General features: G+C 66.1%; 22 protein-coding genes. 8 read left to right on the top strand and 14 right to left on the bottom strand.

Going from position 1 to position 16641, the window contains the following annotated elements; genetic code table 11:
- From NS355_RS08560 to NS355_RS08550, 3 genes are all read left to right on the top strand, one after another.
- On the top strand, positions 1-446 hold a 446-nt coding region (locus NS355_RS08560; RefSeq protein WP_209445048.1), incomplete at its 5' end, for a DUF3429 domain-containing protein.
- Positions 447-807: 361 nt separating this feature from the next.
- A complete protein-coding gene (locus NS355_RS08555) occupies positions 808-2730 on the top strand; it encodes a ribonucleoside-diphosphate reductase subunit alpha (RefSeq protein WP_058745329.1) in 1923 nt (640 codons plus the stop codon).
- Positions 2731-2836: 106 nt separating this feature from the next.
- Positions 2837-3229 carry an endonuclease domain-containing protein gene (locus NS355_RS08550; RefSeq protein ID WP_058745328.1) on the top strand — a complete coding sequence of 131 codons (393 nt, stop codon included), beginning with the start codon at positions 2837-2839 and terminating at the stop codon, positions 3227-3229.
- Positions 3230-3306: 77 nt separating this feature from the next.
- Here NS355_RS08550 and NS355_RS08545 read toward each other — a convergent pair whose 3' ends face one another.
- Positions 3307-3558 (bottom strand): DUF2171 domain-containing protein, encoded by a 252-nt coding sequence (locus NS355_RS08545; protein WP_042489736.1) that lies wholly within the window; start codon positions 3556-3558, stop codon positions 3307-3309.
- A gap of 56 nt (positions 3559-3614) precedes the next feature.
- On the opposite strand from NS355_RS08545, the gene NS355_RS08540 reads away from it, so the two are divergent.
- Positions 3615-3812 carry a hypothetical protein gene (locus tag NS355_RS08540; protein WP_058745324.1) on the top strand — a complete coding sequence of 66 codons (198 nt, stop codon included), beginning with the start codon at positions 3615-3617 and terminating at the stop codon, positions 3810-3812.
- 50 nt (positions 3813-3862) lie between these two features.
- A complete protein-coding gene (locus NS355_RS08535; protein ID WP_056436728.1) occupies positions 3863-4918 on the top strand; it encodes a ribonucleotide-diphosphate reductase subunit beta in 1056 nt (351 codons plus the stop codon).
- A gap of 373 nt (positions 4919-5291) precedes the next feature.
- Here NS355_RS08535 and NS355_RS08530 read toward each other — a convergent pair whose 3' ends face one another.
- The 6 genes from NS355_RS08530 to NS355_RS08505 all read right to left on the bottom strand — a co-directional run bounded on the left by NS355_RS08530 (position 5292) and on the right by NS355_RS08505 (position 9245).
- Positions 5292-5624, bottom strand: a complete 333-nt coding sequence (locus NS355_RS08530) for an HNH endonuclease (protein WP_430727002.1) — start codon at positions 5622-5624, stop codon at positions 5292-5294.
- Positions 5625-5717: 93 nt separating this feature from the next.
- On the bottom strand, positions 5718-6359 hold the full coding sequence (locus NS355_RS08525) for an outer membrane protein (protein WP_058745323.1): 642 nt from the start codon (positions 6357-6359) through the stop codon (positions 5718-5720).
- A gap of 232 nt (positions 6360-6591) precedes the next feature.
- Positions 6592-6924 (bottom strand): MliC family protein, encoded by a 333-nt coding sequence (locus NS355_RS08520; RefSeq protein WP_058745322.1) that lies wholly within the window; start codon positions 6922-6924, stop codon positions 6592-6594.
- The gene (locus NS355_RS08515) at positions 6921-7262 is read right to left on the bottom strand and encodes a hypothetical protein (RefSeq protein ID WP_058745321.1); all 342 of its coding nucleotides are present in this window, start codon (positions 7260-7262) and stop codon (positions 6921-6923) included. Before NS355_RS08515 ends, NS355_RS08520 begins: the two co-directional genes overlap by 4 nt.
- Positions 7263-7326: 64 nt before the next feature.
- The gene (locus NS355_RS08510; RefSeq protein ID WP_058745320.1) at positions 7327-8574 is read right to left on the bottom strand and encodes a multidrug effflux MFS transporter; all 1248 of its coding nucleotides are present in this window, start codon (positions 8572-8574) and stop codon (positions 7327-7329) included.
- 89 nt (positions 8575-8663) lie between these two features.
- Positions 8664-9245, bottom strand: coding sequence for a class I SAM-dependent methyltransferase (locus tag NS355_RS08505; RefSeq protein WP_058745319.1), 582 nt, complete (start codon positions 9243-9245; stop codon positions 8664-8666).
- A 156-nt stretch (positions 9246-9401) separates the two neighbouring features.
- On the opposite strand from NS355_RS08505, the gene NS355_RS08500 reads away from it, so the two are divergent.
- Together NS355_RS08500 and NS355_RS08495 are read left to right on the top strand one after the other, a co-directional pair.
- Positions 9402-9899 carry a hypothetical protein gene (locus tag NS355_RS08500; RefSeq protein WP_058745318.1) on the top strand — a complete coding sequence of 166 codons (498 nt, stop codon included), beginning with the start codon at positions 9402-9404 and terminating at the stop codon, positions 9897-9899.
- An 83-nt stretch (positions 9900-9982) separates the two neighbouring features.
- Positions 9983-10939 (top strand): isopenicillin N synthase family dioxygenase, encoded by a 957-nt coding sequence (locus NS355_RS08495; protein ID WP_058745317.1) that lies wholly within the window; start codon positions 9983-9985, stop codon positions 10937-10939.
- Between the two features lie 256 nt (positions 10940-11195).
- Here the strand turns inward: NS355_RS08495 and NS355_RS08490 are convergent, their stop codons facing one another.
- Positions 11196-12485, bottom strand: coding sequence for a homoserine dehydrogenase (locus NS355_RS08490; RefSeq protein ID WP_058745316.1), 1290 nt, complete (start codon positions 12483-12485; stop codon positions 11196-11198).
- 123 nt (positions 12486-12608) lie between these two features.
- On the opposite strand from NS355_RS08490, the gene NS355_RS08485 reads away from it, so the two are divergent.
- Positions 12609-13172 carry a 3'-5' exonuclease gene (locus NS355_RS08485; RefSeq protein ID WP_058745315.1) on the top strand — a complete coding sequence of 188 codons (564 nt, stop codon included), beginning with the start codon at positions 12609-12611 and terminating at the stop codon, positions 13170-13172.
- A gap of 189 nt (positions 13173-13361) precedes the next feature.
- Here the strand turns inward: NS355_RS08485 and NS355_RS08480 are convergent, their stop codons facing one another.
- From NS355_RS08480 to NS355_RS08455, 6 genes are all read right to left on the bottom strand, one after another.
- The gene (locus tag NS355_RS08480; protein ID WP_058745314.1) at positions 13362-13793 is read right to left on the bottom strand and encodes a hypothetical protein; all 432 of its coding nucleotides are present in this window, start codon (positions 13791-13793) and stop codon (positions 13362-13364) included.
- Between the two features lie 16 nt (positions 13794-13809).
- Positions 13810-14199 carry a hypothetical protein gene (locus tag NS355_RS08475; protein ID WP_058745313.1) on the bottom strand — a complete coding sequence of 130 codons (390 nt, stop codon included), beginning with the start codon at positions 14197-14199 and terminating at the stop codon, positions 13810-13812.
- A gap of 115 nt (positions 14200-14314) precedes the next feature.
- Positions 14315-14737: a hypothetical protein gene (locus NS355_RS08470; RefSeq protein ID WP_058745312.1), complete on the bottom strand. Its 423-nt coding sequence runs from the start codon at positions 14735-14737 to the stop codon at positions 14315-14317.
- Positions 14738-14782: 45 nt separating this feature from the next.
- Complete coding sequence (locus NS355_RS08465) at positions 14783-15052, bottom strand: hypothetical protein (RefSeq protein WP_058745311.1); 270 nt, start codon at positions 15050-15052, stop codon at positions 14783-14785.
- Between the two features lie 38 nt (positions 15053-15090).
- Positions 15091-15525, bottom strand: coding sequence for a CoA-binding protein (locus NS355_RS08460; RefSeq protein ID WP_058745310.1), 435 nt, complete (start codon positions 15523-15525; stop codon positions 15091-15093).
- 91 nt (positions 15526-15616) lie between these two features.
- Entirely contained in the window at positions 15617-16570 is a 954-nt protein-coding gene (locus NS355_RS08455) for an Mrp/NBP35 family ATP-binding protein (protein WP_058745309.1), read from the bottom strand.
- Between the last annotated feature and the right edge of the window lie 71 nt (positions 16571-16641).

Below are 16641 nucleotides of genomic sequence, written 5' to 3'. Positions count from 1 at the left end.
CCCCCATGCCCGAGGGCGCATCGCCCCGGATCCCCCTGCTCAGCCTGGTCTTCGGCTATGGCCCGGTACTGGTTCTGCCTCTCACCGCGCTGGCCGCCTGGGCGGGTACGCCGCTGGCCCTGCTGATCGGGCAGATTTGGGGGGCGGCGATCCTGATCTTCCTGGCGGGCGTCGCGCGCGGCCTGAGCTTCTTCACGCCGGGCGGCACCCATGTCTCGCAGATGGCGACGATGATCCTGCGCTTCTCGCTGGGACTGCTGGCCTTGATTGCGGGGCCGTCGACGGGCTTCGGGTTGTTGATCCTGGGCTATGCGTCCATCGCACTGACCGATCCCTGGCTGGCCAGTTGGGGCGGCGCGCCGGGGCATTTCGCGCGGCTGCGGCCACCCCAGATGGTGGTCGCGATTCTCGGTCTCATCGCGCTGTTCCTGCTCGTCCCGCGCTGATCCCGGCGGCCAAAAAAAATTTTTAGGGACTTGCGCTTCCCGAACCCCGCAGACATCCGTGCGTCGCGGCTTTTGGGCGGCCCGAACGCGCCCGCCATTCGTCGCAACCAACCCCCGCCCCGCGCTTTAACCTCTTGCGGTGCCGCTCGGGATTTTCCACTAAGGATTGTGGAAGAGGTCGGGAAGGGCCCCAAGCACTGGTAGGATGAGGTCATGCCGAAACGCATGACCGGATGCGGAGAAAGCCCCGGAATCGGGGATTCCACCTCCCTTCCCATCCTGATCGCGACGCGCCTGGCGCGCGGTGCTAGGGACTGGATGCCGACTCGAACGGAACAAGAACAAAGGAGCGGCATCAATGATGGATTTCAGGGATAGCCGGGATAGCGACATGACCACTGATATGCTCGAAAAGATGGCGGCGGATATGGCCCAGAACGCGGCGCCCGCCCCCACCCCGGCGGACACCAAGTCGGTGCGCCCGCAACCCTATCCGGTCGAGGTCGACCATGCGCGCGACGCGCTGCTGACCGACTTCGGCAAGGAAACGCTGAACGACCGCTATCTGCTGCCGGGCGAAAGCTATCAGGACCTGTTCGTGCGCGTGGCCTCGGCTTATGCCGACAATGCCGAACATGCCCAGCGGCTCTACGATTATATCTCGAAGCTGTGGTTCATGCCTGCCACGCCGGTCCTGTCGAACGGCGGCACCGGTCGCGGCCTGCCGATCAGCTGCTATCTCAACTCGGTGCCCGACAGCCTGGACGGCATCGTCACCACCTGGAACGAGAATGTCTGGCTGGCCTCGCGCGGCGGCGGCATCGGCACCTATTGGGGCCAGGTGCGCGGCATCGGCGAGCCGGTCGGCCTGAACGGCAAGACCAGCGGCATCATTCCCTTTGTCCGCGTGATGGACTCGCTGACGCTCGCCATCAGCCAGGGTTCGCTGCGTCGCGGTTCGGCCGCCTGCTATCTCGACATCTCGCATCCCGAGATCGAGGAGTTCCTCGAGATCCGCAAGCCCAGCGGCGACTTCAACCGCAAGGCGCTGAACCTGCACCATGGCGTCCTGATCCCCGACGCCTTCATGGAAGCGGTGCGCGACGGCGCCGAATGGGAGCTGAAGAGCCCCAAGACCGGCGAAGTCCGTAGCAAGGTCGACGCCCGCGCGCTGTTCCAGAAGCTGGTCGAGACCCGTCTGGCGACCGGCGAGCCGTACATCGTCTTCGCCGACCATGTGAACAAGAACATGCCCAAGCACCACCGCGAGCTGGGGCTGAAGGTGTCGACGTCGAACCTGTGTTCGGAAATCACCCTGCCGACCGGCATCGATCACAAGGGCAAGGACCGCACCGCCGTCTGCTGCCTGTCGTCGCTCAACCTGGAAACCTGGGACGAGTGGAAAGACGACAAGCAGTTTATCGAGGACGTGATGCGCTTCCTCGACAACGTCCTGCAGGACTATATCGAGCGGCACGAGCCGGGCATGGAGCGGGCCGCCTATTCGGCCGGTCGCGAGCGCTCGGTGGGCCTGGGCGTGATGGGCTTCCACAGCTTCCTCCAGGCCCGCGGCATCCCCTTTGAGGGCGCGATGGCCAAGTCGTGGAACCTGCGCATGTTCAAGCATATCAGCGCGCAGGTGAATCAGGCGTCGATGACGCTGGCGGTCGAGCGCGGCCCCTGCCCCGACGCGGCCGATGTCGGCGTGATGGAGCGCTTCAGCTGCAAGATGGCGATCGCACCGACCGCGTCGATCAGCATCATCTGCGGCGGCACCAGCGCCTGTATCGAGCCAATCCCGGCGAACATCTATACCCACAAGACGCTGTCGGGATCGTTCGCGGTCAAGAACGCCTATCTCGAAAAGATCCTGATCGCGAAGTCGAAGAATTCGGACGCGGTGTGGAATTCGATCCTCGAGCATGGCGGCTCGGTCCAGCATCTCGACTTCCTGTCGCCGGAAGAGAAGGACACGTTCAAGACCTCGTTCGAGATCGACCAACGCTGGCTGCTCGAACTGGCGGGTGATCGAACGCCCTATATCGACCAGGCGCAGTCGCTGAACCTGTTCATCCCGGCGGACGTGGAAAAGTGGGACCTGCTGATGCTCCACTTCCGCGCCTGGGAGCTGGGCATCAAATCGCTCTATTATCTCCGCTCGAAGTCGGTGCAGCGCGCCGGTTTCGCCGGGTCGGGCGGCGTCGAGGCCGACAACACGATCAGCGCGCCGAAGTTCGAGATCGGTGAGACGACCGATTACGACGAATGCCTGGCGTGCCAGTGAGGTAATGGCCTGACGGGAAGGTGAAGTTGTGGACTCTCACATTCCCAAACCTCCCTCTCCCCTTGTGGGAGAGGGAAGGGGCCTGCGGCCAAAGGCCGTGGGAAGGGTGAGGGGCAACGCCCAAGGCCTGACCAAACGCCAGCTGCTTCCAGCGACTACGGTTTCACGATCGCGCGAACTGCGTCAGAACGCCGGTGAACCCGAGCGCCAGCTATGGCGCGCCCTGCGCGAGACGTTGCCGAATGCGAAGTTTCGCCGCCAGGTTCCGATAGGTCCGTACCATGTCGACTTCTGTTCGCACGCGGCACGACTGATCATCGAAATCGAGGGCGATGACCATGCGACCAAACAGGGAAGCGACGCGTCACGCACCTGCTTCCTCGAACATGAAGGCTATGACGTGATCCGTTTCGCCAATGCCGATGTGATGCAAAACCTCGACGGCGTCGTGACGGCGATCGGCGCGCGGGTCGCGCACATGCAAAAGGGCCGCCCGTGATGGACGGCCCCCTCACCCTCCCACGGCCTGCGGCCGCGGGCCCCTCCCTCTCCCACAAGGGGAGAGGGATCAGCGGCTCACTCCGCCTCTTCGAACTGGTCGACGGCGTTCTGGCCGGTGGCCGACAGGCGGACGGTGTCGCCCTCGACCTCGGCGACCAGGCCGAGCGGCAGGTAATGATGCTTGGCGCCCTGCCCGTCCTGGGTCTGGGGGCTGTCGTTCTTGGTCAGCTTGATGCGGTCGCCATCGACATGATCGACCGTACCGACATGGACGCCGTCCGCGCCGACGACTTCGGCATGTTCCTTGATCTGGCTGACATCGACCATCTTACGTCTCCTGTGTTGGGTTCGGTTTCGGAACGCGCAACGCCGGAAATGGTCGCATGACGGGTGCGACCATCATGTACGGCGTTGCCGCCCTGTTGACCGGGATCGGCGCAACGCTGCTGCTGCAACTCCGCGGCCCCCGATCGGAGCAGGGCCGCTACGCCCGGCTAATCGCGGGCACCATGTTCGCCATGGGCGGGATCATTCTCGCCGGTTTCGCCACCGCTCTGCGCTCCTGGGCGAGCAGTGGCTGAACCGGCCTTCACCCTATCACCTCATTTGATTTGTATCCGGAGTAACCCCGATGCCTCTCCTCCAAGCCTCCAAGCAGTATAAGCCCTTCGAATACCCCTGGGCGTTCGAGTTCTGGAAGCGCCAGCAACAGCTCCACTGGCTGCCCGAAGAGGTGCCGCTGGGCGAGGATTGCCGCGACTGGGCGCAGAAGCTGACCGATCACGAACGCAATCTGCTGACCCAGATCTTCCGCTTCTTCACCCAGGCGGACGTCGAGGTGCAGGACTGCTATCACGAGAAATACGGCCGGGTGTTCAAGCCGACCGAGGTCAAGATGATGCTGACCGCCTTCTCCAACATGGAGACGGTGCATATCGCCGCGTACAGCCATCTGCTCGACACGATCGGCATGCCCGAGAGCGAGTACGGCGCCTTCCTCGAATATGCCGAGATGAAGGACAAGCATGACTACATGCAGAATTTCGGCGTCGACAGTGACGAGGACATCGCGCGCACGCTGGCGATGTTCGGCGGCTTCACCGAGGGCGTCCAGCTGTTCGCGTCCTTCGCGATGCTGATGAACTTCCCGCGCTTCAACAAGATGAAGGGCATGGGCCAGATCGTCAGCTGGTCGGTGCGCGACGAGAGCCTGCACTGCGAGGGCATCATCCGCATGTTCCACGCCTTCTGCCAGGAGCGCCAGTGCCTGACCAAGGCGGTCAAGGACGACATCGCCGATGTGTGCCAGACGACGATCCGCCTGGAGGACAATTTCATCGACCTCGCCTTCGAAATGGGCCCGGTCGAGGGGATGAAGCCCAAGGAGATCAAGAAGTATATCCGCTACATCGCCGACTGGCGCCTGAGCCAGCTGGGCCTGAAGCCGATCTACATGATCGACGAGCATCCCCTGCCCTGGCTGACCCCGCTGCTCAACGGCGTCGAGCATGCCAACTTCTTCGAAACGCGCGCGACGGAATATTCCAAGGCGGCGACGCGCGGCCAGTGGAACGACGTCTGGGACGCGTTCGACACGCGGCAAAAGGCCAAGACCGCCAAGGCGGCCAACGAGGAGCCGGGCGAGACAGGCGACATGTTCTCGGCCGCAGGCGTCGCGGCGGAGTGATTTGGGAGAGGGCGGGCTTCGGTCCGCCCTTTTTCGTTCACGCGAAGCCGCGAGGGCGCGAAGGAGGTTGGTTCGCGCAGAGGCGCGGAGAGAAGAAACGCGGGAGGACGATAGTCCCCACCTCCGTTCAGCCTGAGCGAAGTCGAAGGCCAAGGGCAAGCACACGCCAAAATCGACATAGCCGGAGGCTATCCATGTCCCTGAGGATAAATAAGCCAGCCGCTCGGCGGACGTTATCCCGTGGCCTTCGACTGCGCTCAGGCTGAACGGGGGCCGAGGCTATCGGCCTTCTGCGCTTCCTCTTCTCTGCGCCCTCCGCGCCTCTGCGCGAACCAACCTTATTCGCGCCATCGCGTCTTCGCACGAACCTAAATTACCGCGCACCCCGCGTCGGCGCATGAAAGTCCGCCGGCTTCCCCGCAATCCAGCGCAGGAACCGCGCCATCTCCGGCTGCGCCCGCAACACCGCGAAGTCCGCAAACCCCCGCGCCAGTTCCGTATTGGAAAAGGTCGCGTGGATGGTCCGGTGACAGATGGGATGGACCGGCACCGTCTCGCGCCCGCCCTCGCTCTTGGGGACCGGATGGTGCCATTCCACCTTCACCCCCAGCGGCCGGTCGCACAGCGCGCAAGACAAGGGCGCAGCCCGCTCGATCCGTTCGGCGGCGGCCACCAGCCCCGCCTTTCGCTTCACCCGTCCGACCATAGGCCCGATATGGGAAGCGTCGCGCCATAAGAAAACGGGGTCCGGCATCGCTGCCGAACCCCGTTCCTTTACGCCAACTGGATCCGAGAGGGATCAGAAGTGTGCGACAACGCCCGCCATCGGACGGAAGGAGTGCGCGTTGTCGAAGGTCGAAACTTCCATACGCAGACGCAGACCCGAGTTGCCGGTCAGGCCGCCCAGACCGATGTCCTTCGGGCCGACTTCGGCGCCGACGCCGTACACGGTCGCGTGATAGTCGCGCTTCAGGTCGCCCGAGACGCCCGGCGCGAAGTTGTGGAAGTTGTTCCAGCGATAGCCGACCTTGCCGTAGAACAGGCCGCTCTCACCGGCGCGGAAGCCCGCGCGGCCATAGGCGCCATACTGCCAGTCGATGTCACCCGACACGCCCTTGGCGACCGCGCCCTCGGCGCCGACGAACACGGGGCCCAGCGGCACGTTGAAGCCGACAATGCCTTCGACCAGCGCGCCGTCCAGGTTGTAGCCCTTGGGCTGCGTGGGGATGCCGGCGACGGTCTGACGGTCGAACTGCTCCCAACCACCCATGATCGCGACGTACGGCTCGATACCGAAGGCGCGGGTGCCGTCGGGAGCGGTCGCGGTGTCTGCGGCCGGGGCCGGAGCCGCCGCCGTGTCGGTGGTGTTCATGTCCTGAGCCATGGCAGGCACGGCAACGAACGCGGCCGCCGCAGCGGCGACGAGGGAAAGCTTACGCATGTGAGATACCCTTCTCTTATTCTATGTGGGGCGGCGGATCGAACCGCTCAGCCCAGGCCCGCTTAACCGGCTAGACGGCCATGGGTTGCACGACATTTGAGATTTTTGATCGCCTTGTCGGAACCTGTGGCACCAGAGACACAGTTCCTGTCACCAAGATGAACCAAATGCGGGCGGAATGGGGCAATGGCGGATTTCCGCCACTCTTCGGCCCGGTTTCCGCCCGCTGTCCTCAGCGCTGCGCCGTGCAGCGTACGGAATCACCCGTAGGGCGTGTCAAAACAACCTCACCCCCCTTGCCGCGCAGATCGTGACCGAAACCGCTATAGTGGATGCCGGACGCGACGCGCTGCCCCTCCAGCCGCATCTCCAGATCATCTCCGAAGCGCATCAGGGCACTGTCGTCGCGATTGTCGAAGCGCACCCAGAAGCGGCTGCCATTCTCGCATTGGAAGGTCGTCGAGACCATCGGCGGCAGCGTCGAGGCGGCACGCGGATCGGGCATGGTCGAACAGCCGACCAGCACGATGCCGCCCGCCGCCAGCGCGACGGGAAGCCGGGTCATGGCCGCAGGGCGGTGTCGTCAGCGTCGTCGATATCGCCGTCGGCCACCGTATCGTCCTCGAAATCCTCCTGAAGATCGTCTTCGTCGAGGTCCTCGGCATCCGTGTCGACCGAGGCGTCGCTGGTCCCGACCTCTTCGGAATCCATGTCGAGTTCGCCGATCGGCTCGTTCTCGACGCTGTCGTCGCCCAGATCGGGTTCGATATCGGTCAACAGCACGCCGTCGCTGGGGCCGTCACGCGTCACTTCCAGGATTTCGGCGCGCTGGCTCTCGTCATAGCCCTCTTCGTCCCAGCCATCGTCGCCGGGTCCCTGGCTGGGAACCTGATGTCCGCCCATTACTGCCTCCTCTAGAACTGTGGGGGAGGAACACGGCGGCGGGCCGGGCGGTTCCCGGAAGCCCTCAAGCGGGACGGAACATCCGCCCGCGCTCGGTCGCGAAGACGAAGGCGAAGGCCGCACATCCGGCGATCAGGAAGCCCAGGGTGAGCGGCTGCGTCGTGCCATCATAGGCCTGGCCGATCCCTGCGCCGATCAACGAGCCGATGGTCACGCTGGTAAAGCCCTGCACGCTGGATGCGGTCCCGGCGATCCGCCCCATATTCTCCATCGCCATAGACGAGAAGTTGGAGGTCGCCAGACCGAAACACGCCATGGTGATCGCCTGAAGAACCGCGAAGACGATCAGCGACTCACCCCCGAAATGCGCGATGGCCAGATGGATGGCCGACACGACGATCAGGATCGTGACCGAGCTGTGGCTGATCAGTCGCGTGCCCAGCCGCATGACGATCCGCGAGTTGAGCAGGTTCGCCGCCGCCATCGTGACCGAGGTCGTCGCGAAGATCAGCGCAAGCAGCTTCTCGCGACCGAAGGTCTGCGCCATGATCGGCTGCACCGAATTAAGATAACCGTAGAGCGCCGCCATCAGCGCCGTCGCCGCCAGCGTGTAACCGAGCGACAGCCGGTCCCCGAGCGTCTCGCGCCAGCCGCTGGCGATCCGCGTCAGCGAAATGGGCAGTTGCGCCTCCGCCGCCAGCGTCTCGGGCATTCGAAGCGAAAACCAGGCCAGGACCAGCGTGGCGAGCCCCGCGATCGTCCAGAAGATCAGCCGCCAATTGCCGAACAGCAGCAACAGCTCGCCAAAGGCAGGCGCCAGGATGGGCACGATCATGAACACCATGAAGGCGATCGACATGACCTGCGCCATGGCGCGCCCGTGATAGCAGTCGCGGACCAGCGCCACCGTCGCCACCCGGGTCGCCGCGATCGCCGCCCCGGCGCAGACCCGCGCGACCAGCAGCAGCGTGAAGCTGCCCGCCACCGCCGCCGCGCCATTGGCAATGATGTAGATGACCAGTGCGACGATCAGCACCCGCCGCCGCCCATAACGATCGGCCAGCGGCCCATGCACCAGCTGCGCCACGCCGAAGCCGATCAGAAACGCCGTGACGACGAACGGCCGCGCCGCGGGCGACGCCCCCAGCGACGCCCCGATGGCGGGCAGGGCCGGCAGCATCGAATCGATCCCCAGCGCCGTCAGCGCCATCAGCGCCGCGATCAGCAGGACGAACTCGACAAAGCCGATCGGCGCGCCGGGGAGCTCGGCGGTGACGGGCGTCACCGGATCAGCGGAACGGGATTCGGACATGATGCCTGCCCCTTAAGGGAGATGGACGGAGAGGGAAACCGGAAAACCCGGCTGGGCTGTCGCGGTTTCCATCCGGCTTCGCCCGAAAATCAGCGCGGCTTGACCACGTCATAATAATGATTCTGTCCCTCGTCGGTCAGGCAATCGCCGAGAATCAGGCCATGTTCCTCCAGCCGTGCGGCATACGCCTCCATGCCTAGCGAGCGGGAGACGCGCCCGGTCAGGCTGTCACGCCATTCGCATCGCTGATGCGGGGCGCTGAACAGGAACCGCCCACCCGGCTCCAACGCTTTCGCCACCTTCGCCAGCAGCTTGTCCTGATCGGCCTGCGCCAACAGGAAGATCAGGCCGATCGCCACGACACCGGCAAAGCGTCGGCCGAAAAAGTCGCTGTCCTGCACCGGCTCGCAGCGGGCGGGCATGTCCGGGAGGTTGGCCCGATAGGCGGAGATGAGCGTCGGAGACGCATCGATTCCCCACACCGCGAAGCCCTCCCCGGCCAGACCCTGCGCGATCGGCACCCCGGACCCGCAACCCAGGTCCAGGATCGCGGTCGATGGCGGCAGGGTATCCGTCGCCCAGCACCGAACCAGCGGCGCGCCCACTCCCGAACGAACCGCCATGAACGTCTCGGCGACGGCGTCCCAGCCTTCGGATGTGTCGGTCGTCACCCCATGGCTCCTCGATAAGTCGGGGTTGCCCGGCTCATGGGGCCGAGAGCCCGGTCCATATGTTAAACGCGGACATTCAGCGTGGCTAAAGCTTGCCGGGCCGACAATCCCCCGCGAGCCATATCGACCCACAGGACGCGTAAGGAGTTTATCGCCATGTCCATCCTGTCCCGCTCCCCCCTCGCCCTTCCGCTGCTGGCGGCCTTGGCGCTGTCCGCTTGCGACCGGCCCAACCAGGGCACGTCGATCACGGTCAACGGTTCGGACGGCGAAACGCTGGCGTCGGTCGACGGCAAGTCGGGGGAGGTGAAGCTGGCGCTGCCGGGTTTTTCCGGCGCCTTCAAGCTGCCCAAGGTGTCGATGGAGGCCGATAATTTCGAGCTGAACGGCGTGCATCTCTATCCCGGCTCGACGATCCGCAACGTGGATGTCGGCAATGGCCGCGACAAGGCGTTCACCATGACCTTCGACAGCCCGGCTGATCCCGCCACCGTGCGCGACTGGTTCCGCGACAAGATGGGCGAGGCCGACTTTACCCTGACGGATCAGGGCGGCGCGCTGGTCGGCAAGACGGCGGAAGAGAAATCCTTCCGCCTGGACCTGCGCCCCTCGGGCGGCGACCGATCGACCGGCACGATCACGCTCGGAGGATAATGCGGGCGGATGACGCACCCTGTTCGCGGATGACGGGCGCGTTATATAGGGACCAGCCTATTCGATTTTCTGGACATATCGCCATGACCGACACCCGCTCCGCCGAGGTTCCGACCCTCAGCCTCGCCGACCAGGACCGTGATCCCGAAGGCTTTGCCGCCGCATTGGGGGAATCGTTCGAGCGGTTCGGCTTTGCCATCGTCGCCGACCATGGCGTGCCCGCCGAACTGATCGACCGGGCCTGGGCGCAGACCAAGGCGCTGTTCGACCTGCCCGAGGAGGAAAAGCGCGCTTATCACGTCCCCGGCGGCGGCGGCGCGCGCGGCTATACCCCGTTCAAGACCGAGATCGCCAAGGACGCCAAGGTCGTCGACCTGAAGGAATTCTGGCATGTCGGCCGCGAGTTGACCGAGGGCCATCCTTATGCCGACCGGATGCCCGCCAATATCTGGCCCGACCGGCCCGAGGGATTCCGCGAGGATTTCGTCGAGTTGTTCGCGGCCTTCGATCGCGCGGGCGACCGCTTGCTTTCCGCCATCGCGCGCCACCTGAAGCTGGAGCCGCACTGGTTCGACCCGGCGGTCAAGGACGGCAACTCGGTCCTGCGCCTGCTCCACTATCCGCCGATCCCCGCCGATGCAGAGGGCGTGCGCGCGGGCGCGCATGAGGACATCAACCTCATCACCCTGCTGCTCGGGGCCGAGGAAGCGGGCCTGGAACTGCTCGACCGCGATTCGGGCGAGTGGCTGGCCATCCGTCCGCCCGAGGGCGCGATGGTGGTCAATGTCGGCGACATGTTGCAGCGGTTGACGAACCATGTCCTGCCCTCGACCACACACCGGGTGGTCAACCCGCCGGTCGAGCGGCGCGGCTTCTCGCGCTATTCGATGCCCTTCTTCCTGCACCCGGCGCCGGACTTCCTGATCAAGACGCTGCCGGGGACGGTGAGCGAAGGGCATCCGGATCGCTATCCGGAGCCGATCACGGCGCATGACTATCTGTTCGAGCGGCTGGTCGAGATCGGGTTGATCAAGAAGTGATGGCGCCGGGAGGGCATAGCCTGTGGCCTGCCCTCCCCCATCCCCTCCCGCTTGCGGGAGGGGAGCGGCAAGATCAATGGTCTGAATTTCAATGACTCTCCTCGCGCAAGCGGGGAGGCCTTTCTTCTTCTCCCCTCCCGCAGGCGAGTTTCAGGTCGGTCATGCCCCCGACATGACCTAAACGATGCGGGGCATCGTTTACCTGAAACTGGGTTGGGGGAGGGCAAGGTGCCTCGCAGAGACCTTACCCCAACAATCATCCCAGAATATGCATCAGCAACGGCTGCCCGACCAAACTCTGGCTCCCGCGCAACCGCTCCAGCGCCTGCGCGACCGCGCGCTCCGGCCCTTCATGCGTCACGATGGCGATCATCACCCCGCCGTCGGCCGCCTCGCCGCGCTGGATCAAGCTTTCGATCGACACCCCCGCATCGCGCATCGCGGCGGCGATCTCGGCGAGCACGCCTACCTTGTCCTGCACCGTGAAGCGCAAGTAAGCACGCCCGCGCCGCTCGCCGCTATCGGCCTTGGGTGCCGGGGTCAGCTCATGCGCGGGCATGGCGAAGGATGCGCCATATTCGCCGCGCGCGATGTCGATCAGGTCGGCGACCACCGCGCTGGCGGTCGGCCCATCGCCCGCGCCCGCGCCCTGGAACAGCAAACGGCCGACGAAATTGCCCTCGGCGACGACGGCGTTGGTCGAGCCGGTGACATGCGCCAGCGGATGGTCGAGCGGGACGAGATGCGGGTGGACCCGCTGGAACAGGCCGTCCGCCCCCTCCTCCGCCACGCCGACCAGGCGGACACGATAGCCGAGCGACGCCGCCTGCGCGATATCGGCGGCCAGCACATGGCGCACGCCGCCGATCGCGACGTCGGCAAAGGCGGGCTGGGTGCCGAAGGCGATGGCGGCCAGGATCGACAGCTTGTGCGCGGCGTCGACGCCATCGATGTCGAAGCTCGGGTCCGCCTCGGCATAACCCAGCGCCTGCGCCTCGGCGAGCACTTCGGCGAAGTCGCGGCCCTCCGCTTCCATCTTCGACAGGATGAAATTGCAGGTGCCGTTGAGGATGCCATAGACCCGCGCGATGGCGTTGGCCGCCGCGCCCTCGCGCAGCCCCTTGATGACCGGGATGCCGCCCGCGACCGCCGCCTCGAACTTCAGCGCCGCGTTGGATTCCTCGGCCTTCTGCGCCAGCTCCAGCCCGTGATGCGCCAGCATCGCCTTGTTGGCGGTGACGAAGCCGCGCCCAGCCCCCAGCGCGGTCCGTGCCAGCGTCAGCGCGGGGCCGTCCGAACCGCCGATCAGCTCGACCACGACATCGGCATCCGGATGCGAGGCCAAAGCGGCGGTATCGTCCACCCATTCGAACCGCGACAGGTCGACGCCCCGATCCTTGGTCCGGTCGCGGGCAGAGACGGCAACGATCTCAATGGGGCGACCGGCGCGCCGGGTAATCAGGTCACGGTTCGCATCGAGCAGGCGAATGACGCCGCCCCCCACCGTGCCCAGTCCCGCCAAAGCCACTCGCAAAGCATCGCCCATCGTCCAAATCCTGTATCCGGAGCGTTTGTTGAGTGCAGGCGGGTAGCGGATAGAAATGGTCGCTGTCGAGCCGGTCAGCGACCTTTTATTGCTCGAATGGGGCAATGTCGCTAAAGGCCATCCATGATCTCCCCCGATTTCGTGGTCATCGACGTCGAAACCGCCTGTTCGCGGACCAGCAGCATCTGCCAGATCGGCATCGTCGGCTATGCCGCGGGCGTGGAAATACTGGCCTATGAGACGCTGGTCGACCCTTGCGACGAGTTCAGCGCGTTCAACATCAATATCCACGGCATCACCGCCGATCATGTCCTGGGCAAGCCGACCTTCGCCGCGCTGCATCCCGAATTGGCCGGGCATCTGGCCGGGCGGGTGACGGTGGCGCATTCGGGTTTCGACAAGGGCGCGCTGGGCCGCGCCTGCGAGCGCGACGCCCTGCCCCCGATCGCGGCGCGCTGGCTGGACAGCGTGACCATCGCCCGGCGGGCCTGGCCGGAATTGCCCAATCACAAGCTCAACACGCTGGCCGCGTTCCTGGAGCTGGAGCACCGGCATCACGACGCGCTGAGCGATGCGCGGGCGGCGGGACAGGTGGTGCTGCGCGCGATGGCCGCGACGGGCATGACGCTGGCCGACTGGTTCCTCCCGCCGCCGTCCGCCCGCTCGCGGCGGCAAGTCCGGCGTTGAACCAGCACAAACAAGCCCTCCCTCTCAAGCGCCACCCCGGCGAAGGCCGGGGTCCAGTAACGAGCCGACCGGAGGGGTTCACCATCGTACCCCAACTGGATCCCGGCCTTCGCCGGGATGGTATGGAAGGTCTGGGACGCTTATCCAAAGAGGAACGGGGGCTTCAAGACCCGCCGTCCTGAGCGACCATCACGGCTCCAGATGCCCCCGAGGACGTGGCCCATCGAGCGCGATGGGAATGCGCCGACTTTTGTCGCGCCTCTTGTCGGCCAGCTTGCTGATCCCGATCCGCACCTCGTTGGCGAGCATCAGCGCGGGCGTGACCAGATCGAACCCCACCTGACACCCGCCTTGCCGTGCCGGACACGGCGTGGAGGAGGCCGCCAGAGCCCCTGCCCCCGTCAGTTCGGGATTCGACGGCACCGGCCCGGTCGGCGGCTCGTCGCGGAGTTGCGGCGCCCGGTCATCGGCCTGACGCCGCCCGCAGACGATGATGTCGGCCGCCGTCCCGCGCGAAGCCGGACAGGGATCGCGCGCCAGGATCGAAAAGCGTCCGCCCGCCGGTGGCGGCATCGGAACGGCGGGCTCCGCCTGCAAAGCGATCAGCAGCAGCGGGATCATCGCCTGCCTCCGGCCGTCACGGCGCGGGCTTGCGCAGGGTCGTCGTGCCGCCGCTGCCCCGGGCGTTGGTATCCATGGTCAGCCCGACAAAGCCGCCGCCGACCTGAAAGGGCGACAGATCCTTGACCGGCGTGCTCCGCGCGAGCAGCCGCGTCCGCTCCTCCATCACCCCTTCATGACGGGGATCGCCGGGCTCGTCCGATATCTCGAAGGGAATGCGGAAGCGGTCGGCATTGCGGCGGCCGCAGACGGTGATGTCGGTGGCATTGGGATCATAGACGCAGCGCGTTTCGACACTGGTCAACCGGCGGGTCTTGGCCACGATGGTGTCGACCGAGGGTAGCGGCGCGTCTTCGCCCTGTGCCGACAGTCCCGCCATCACCATGACCAACATCGTCGCAAGCATGACGCTCTCCCGGCATCGCCAGCCCCTCTGCCTGAAGGCGGGGCCGGGCGCGATCATGCCGGTTTTCCCGACCGAGCGCCAGCCTTAGCCCAGCCTTAGCGGAGTCCCGTTTCGATCAGGGCTCCAGATGTCCCTGCGGCCCGGGCCCGTCGAGTGCGATCGGCACGCGCTGGCTCTTGTCGCGCCTCTTGTCGAACAGCTTGCTGATGCCAATCCGCGCCTCGTTGGCGAGCAGCAGCGCGGGCGTCACGACGTCGACCGCCGCGGCGCACCCCCTTTGGCTGGCCGCACAGGGCGTCCCCTCGGCGCGCAACGCCCCGATGCCGGTCATCTCGGGATTGGACGGTGTCGCCCGGTCGGACGGGCCGCCTCGCAACTCGGGGGCGCGGTCGCTTCCCGGTCGACGACCGCAGACGAGGATGTCCTGTCGCGCGTCGGCAGTGGTCGGACAATCCGGCAGCAGGATCGAAACGCGCTCCTTTCCCTCCGAAGGGGCGGCGGGGACGGCCTGCAGGGCGATCAGCAACAGAGGCAGCACGGCGATCCTCCTAAAGTATCGCGACCCTAGCGCCTGCCGCTTCGGCTAATCAATGGCGGTGCGGAACAGCGTGCGCGGCTTGCTGGTGCAATATTTGTCGCCGACCACCGCGCAATAGGTGCCGTCATTGGCAAAGGCGCGGGCCTTGGAATCGATCGGCACGACATGGCTCGGCGTCAGGCGATAGGGCGAGGGACGCTTGCCGCCATGGCAGGTCGACAGGGTGCAGGTGGGCGTCAGGCGTGGCAGCGTCATCCGTTGCTCCCCTTGCGCAACCGGAGCGGCCCATAGCAACAGCAGCGGCACCATCGTCATTCTCCCCTTTTAGACGCTGTCGATCTTCGCCCTTTTGGTCAGTCCTGCCCGACCGGCGCGACGCCGAGGCGCGGGATCTCGATGGCGGGGCAGCGGTTCATCACGACCTTCAACCCGGCGGCCTCGGCGCGCGCGGCGGCGGCGTCGTTGACGACGCCCAGTTGCATCCAGACCGCCTTGGCCCCGACGGCGATCGCCTCGTCCACCACGTCGCCCGCCGCCTCGGACCGGCGGAAGATGTCGACGATGTCGATGGGGTCGCCCAGCTGGCCCAGTTCGCGAAAGACGAACTCGCCATGGACATGCTCGCCGGTGATCTGCGGATTGACCGGGATCACGCGGTAGCCATGATCCTGCAGCCGCTTCATGACGCCATAGGAGGGACGGTCGGGACGATCCGACGCGCCGACCAGCGCGATGGTCCGCGCATTCGCCAACAGATCGCGAATATCGTCATCGGCGGTCAACGGCATCGGCTATCCCCTGTTCGCCGCCGACCTCCGGACTGTCGTTCGGAAAAAGCGGCGGGTTATCGCGCCTCAACGCCCCGCCATGCCGCCGGTTTCATCGCTTGAGATCGAGCCAGTTCGCGATCCGCTCGGCCAGCGGCGCGAAGACCGTATCGTCCTCGCCCGCCGCCGGTGGCTGCCCCGCATCGGAGGCGGTGCGAATCGCGATGGTCAGGGGCACCCGGCCCAGGAACGGGATGCCCAGCTCGACCGCCGCCGCCTCCGCCCCGCCCGATCCGAACGGGTCGGAGATGCCACCGCAATGGGGGCAGCAATAGCCCGCCATATTCTCGACCAGACCGATGATCGGCACCCCCGCCTTGGTGAACAGGTCGATGGCGCGCCGCGCATCGATCAGCGCCAGGTCCTGCGGTGTCGAGACGATCACCGCACCCGCCGGGCGATGCTTCTGCACCATGGTCAGCTGCACGTCGCCGGTGCCGGGCGGCAGGTCGAGGACGAGCAGTTCGGTCGCGCCCCAGTCGCCATCGACCAACTGGCTGAGCGCGCCCGCCGCCATCGGCCCGCGCCACGCGATCGCCTTGTCCGGCTCGACCAGCTGTCCCATCGACAGCAGCGACACGCCATAGGGCGTGGCCACGGGTTGCAGCTTGCCGTCCTGTGCCACCGGCTTCACGCCCTCCGCCGCCATCAGGCGCGGTTGCGACGGGCCATAGATATCGGCATCGACCAGCCCGGTCTTGCGGCCCGCCCGCGCCAGCGCGATGGCGAGATTGGCCGACAGGGTGGACTTGCCCACCCCGCCCTTGCCGCTGGCGACGGCGATGATGCGGCGCTCGCGCTTCTCGGCGGTCAGGACGACGCGGACATCCTCGGCGCCCGACTGGATCGCGGCGGCCTTCACCTCGTCCTCCAGCGCCTGGCGCCCCGCCCCGTCCAGACCCGTGGTGTCGAGCACGACCCCGGCGCGCGCGCCCTCCATCCGCACATTCGCGCGCTTGCCCGCCACTGCGGCAACCGCCGCCTTTACCGTCTCGATGATGCTCATGCGCGGCAGATAGGATGCGAAGCGCGGCTTGGCACTGTTTTTGTCGGCGAACCGTTCCTATAACGATGACT

This window comes from Sphingomonas yabuuchiae (genome assembly GCF_001477495.1).
GTDB classification, from domain to species: Bacteria; Pseudomonadota; Alphaproteobacteria; order Sphingomonadales; family Sphingomonadaceae; genus Sphingomonas; species Sphingomonas yabuuchiae_A.
This window is presented reverse-complemented; position numbering and strand designations above follow the sequence as displayed.

Excerpts from the sequence above, each read along its gene's own strand:
- NS355_RS08555 (WP_058745329.1), top strand. The coding sequence starts at position 808 with ATGGATTTCAGGGATAGCCGGGATAGCGACATGACCACTGATATGCTC.
- NS355_RS08545 (WP_042489736.1), bottom strand. The coding sequence starts at position 3,558 with ATGGTCGATGTCAGCCAGATCAAGGAACATGCCGAAGTCGTCGGCGCG.
- NS355_RS08540 (WP_058745324.1), top strand. The coding sequence starts at position 3,615 with ATGACGGGTGCGACCATCATGTACGGCGTTGCCGCCCTGTTGACCGGG.
- NS355_RS08535 (WP_056436728.1), top strand. The coding sequence starts at position 3,863 with ATGCCTCTCCTCCAAGCCTCCAAGCAGTATAAGCCCTTCGAATACCCC.
- NS355_RS08530 (WP_430727002.1), bottom strand. The coding sequence starts at position 5,624 with ATGGTCGGACGGGTGAAGCGAAAGGCGGGGCTGGTGGCCGCCGCCGAA.
- NS355_RS08525 (WP_058745323.1), bottom strand. The coding sequence starts at position 6,359 with ATGCGTAAGCTTTCCCTCGTCGCCGCTGCGGCGGCCGCGTTCGTTGCC.
- NS355_RS08520 (WP_058745322.1), bottom strand. The coding sequence starts at position 6,924 with ATGACCCGGCTTCCCGTCGCGCTGGCGGCGGGCGGCATCGTGCTGGTC.
- NS355_RS08515 (WP_058745321.1), bottom strand. The coding sequence starts at position 7,262 with ATGGGCGGACATCAGGTTCCCAGCCAGGGACCCGGCGACGATGGCTGG.
- NS355_RS08510 (WP_058745320.1), bottom strand. The coding sequence starts at position 8,574 with ATGTCCGAATCCCGTTCCGCTGATCCGGTGACGCCCGTCACCGCCGAG.
- NS355_RS08500 (WP_058745318.1), top strand. The coding sequence starts at position 9,402 with ATGTCCATCCTGTCCCGCTCCCCCCTCGCCCTTCCGCTGCTGGCGGCC.
- NS355_RS08495 (WP_058745317.1), top strand. The coding sequence starts at position 9,983 with ATGACCGACACCCGCTCCGCCGAGGTTCCGACCCTCAGCCTCGCCGAC.
- NS355_RS08490 (WP_058745316.1), bottom strand. The coding sequence starts at position 12,485 with ATGGGCGATGCTTTGCGAGTGGCTTTGGCGGGACTGGGCACGGTGGGG.
- NS355_RS08485 (WP_058745315.1), top strand. The coding sequence starts at position 12,609 with ATGATCTCCCCCGATTTCGTGGTCATCGACGTCGAAACCGCCTGTTCG.
- NS355_RS08480 (WP_058745314.1), bottom strand. The coding sequence starts at position 13,793 with ATGATCCCGCTGCTGCTGATCGCTTTGCAGGCGGAGCCCGCCGTTCCG.
- NS355_RS08475 (WP_058745313.1), bottom strand. The coding sequence starts at position 14,199 with ATGCTTGCGACGATGTTGGTCATGGTGATGGCGGGACTGTCGGCACAG.
- NS355_RS08465 (WP_058745311.1), bottom strand. The coding sequence starts at position 15,052 with ATGACGATGGTGCCGCTGCTGTTGCTATGGGCCGCTCCGGTTGCGCAA.
- NS355_RS08460 (WP_058745310.1), bottom strand. The coding sequence starts at position 15,525 with ATGCCGTTGACCGCCGATGACGATATTCGCGATCTGTTGGCGAATGCG.
- NS355_RS08455 (WP_058745309.1), bottom strand. The coding sequence starts at position 16,570 with ATGAGCATCATCGAGACGGTAAAGGCGGCGGTTGCCGCAGTGGCGGGC.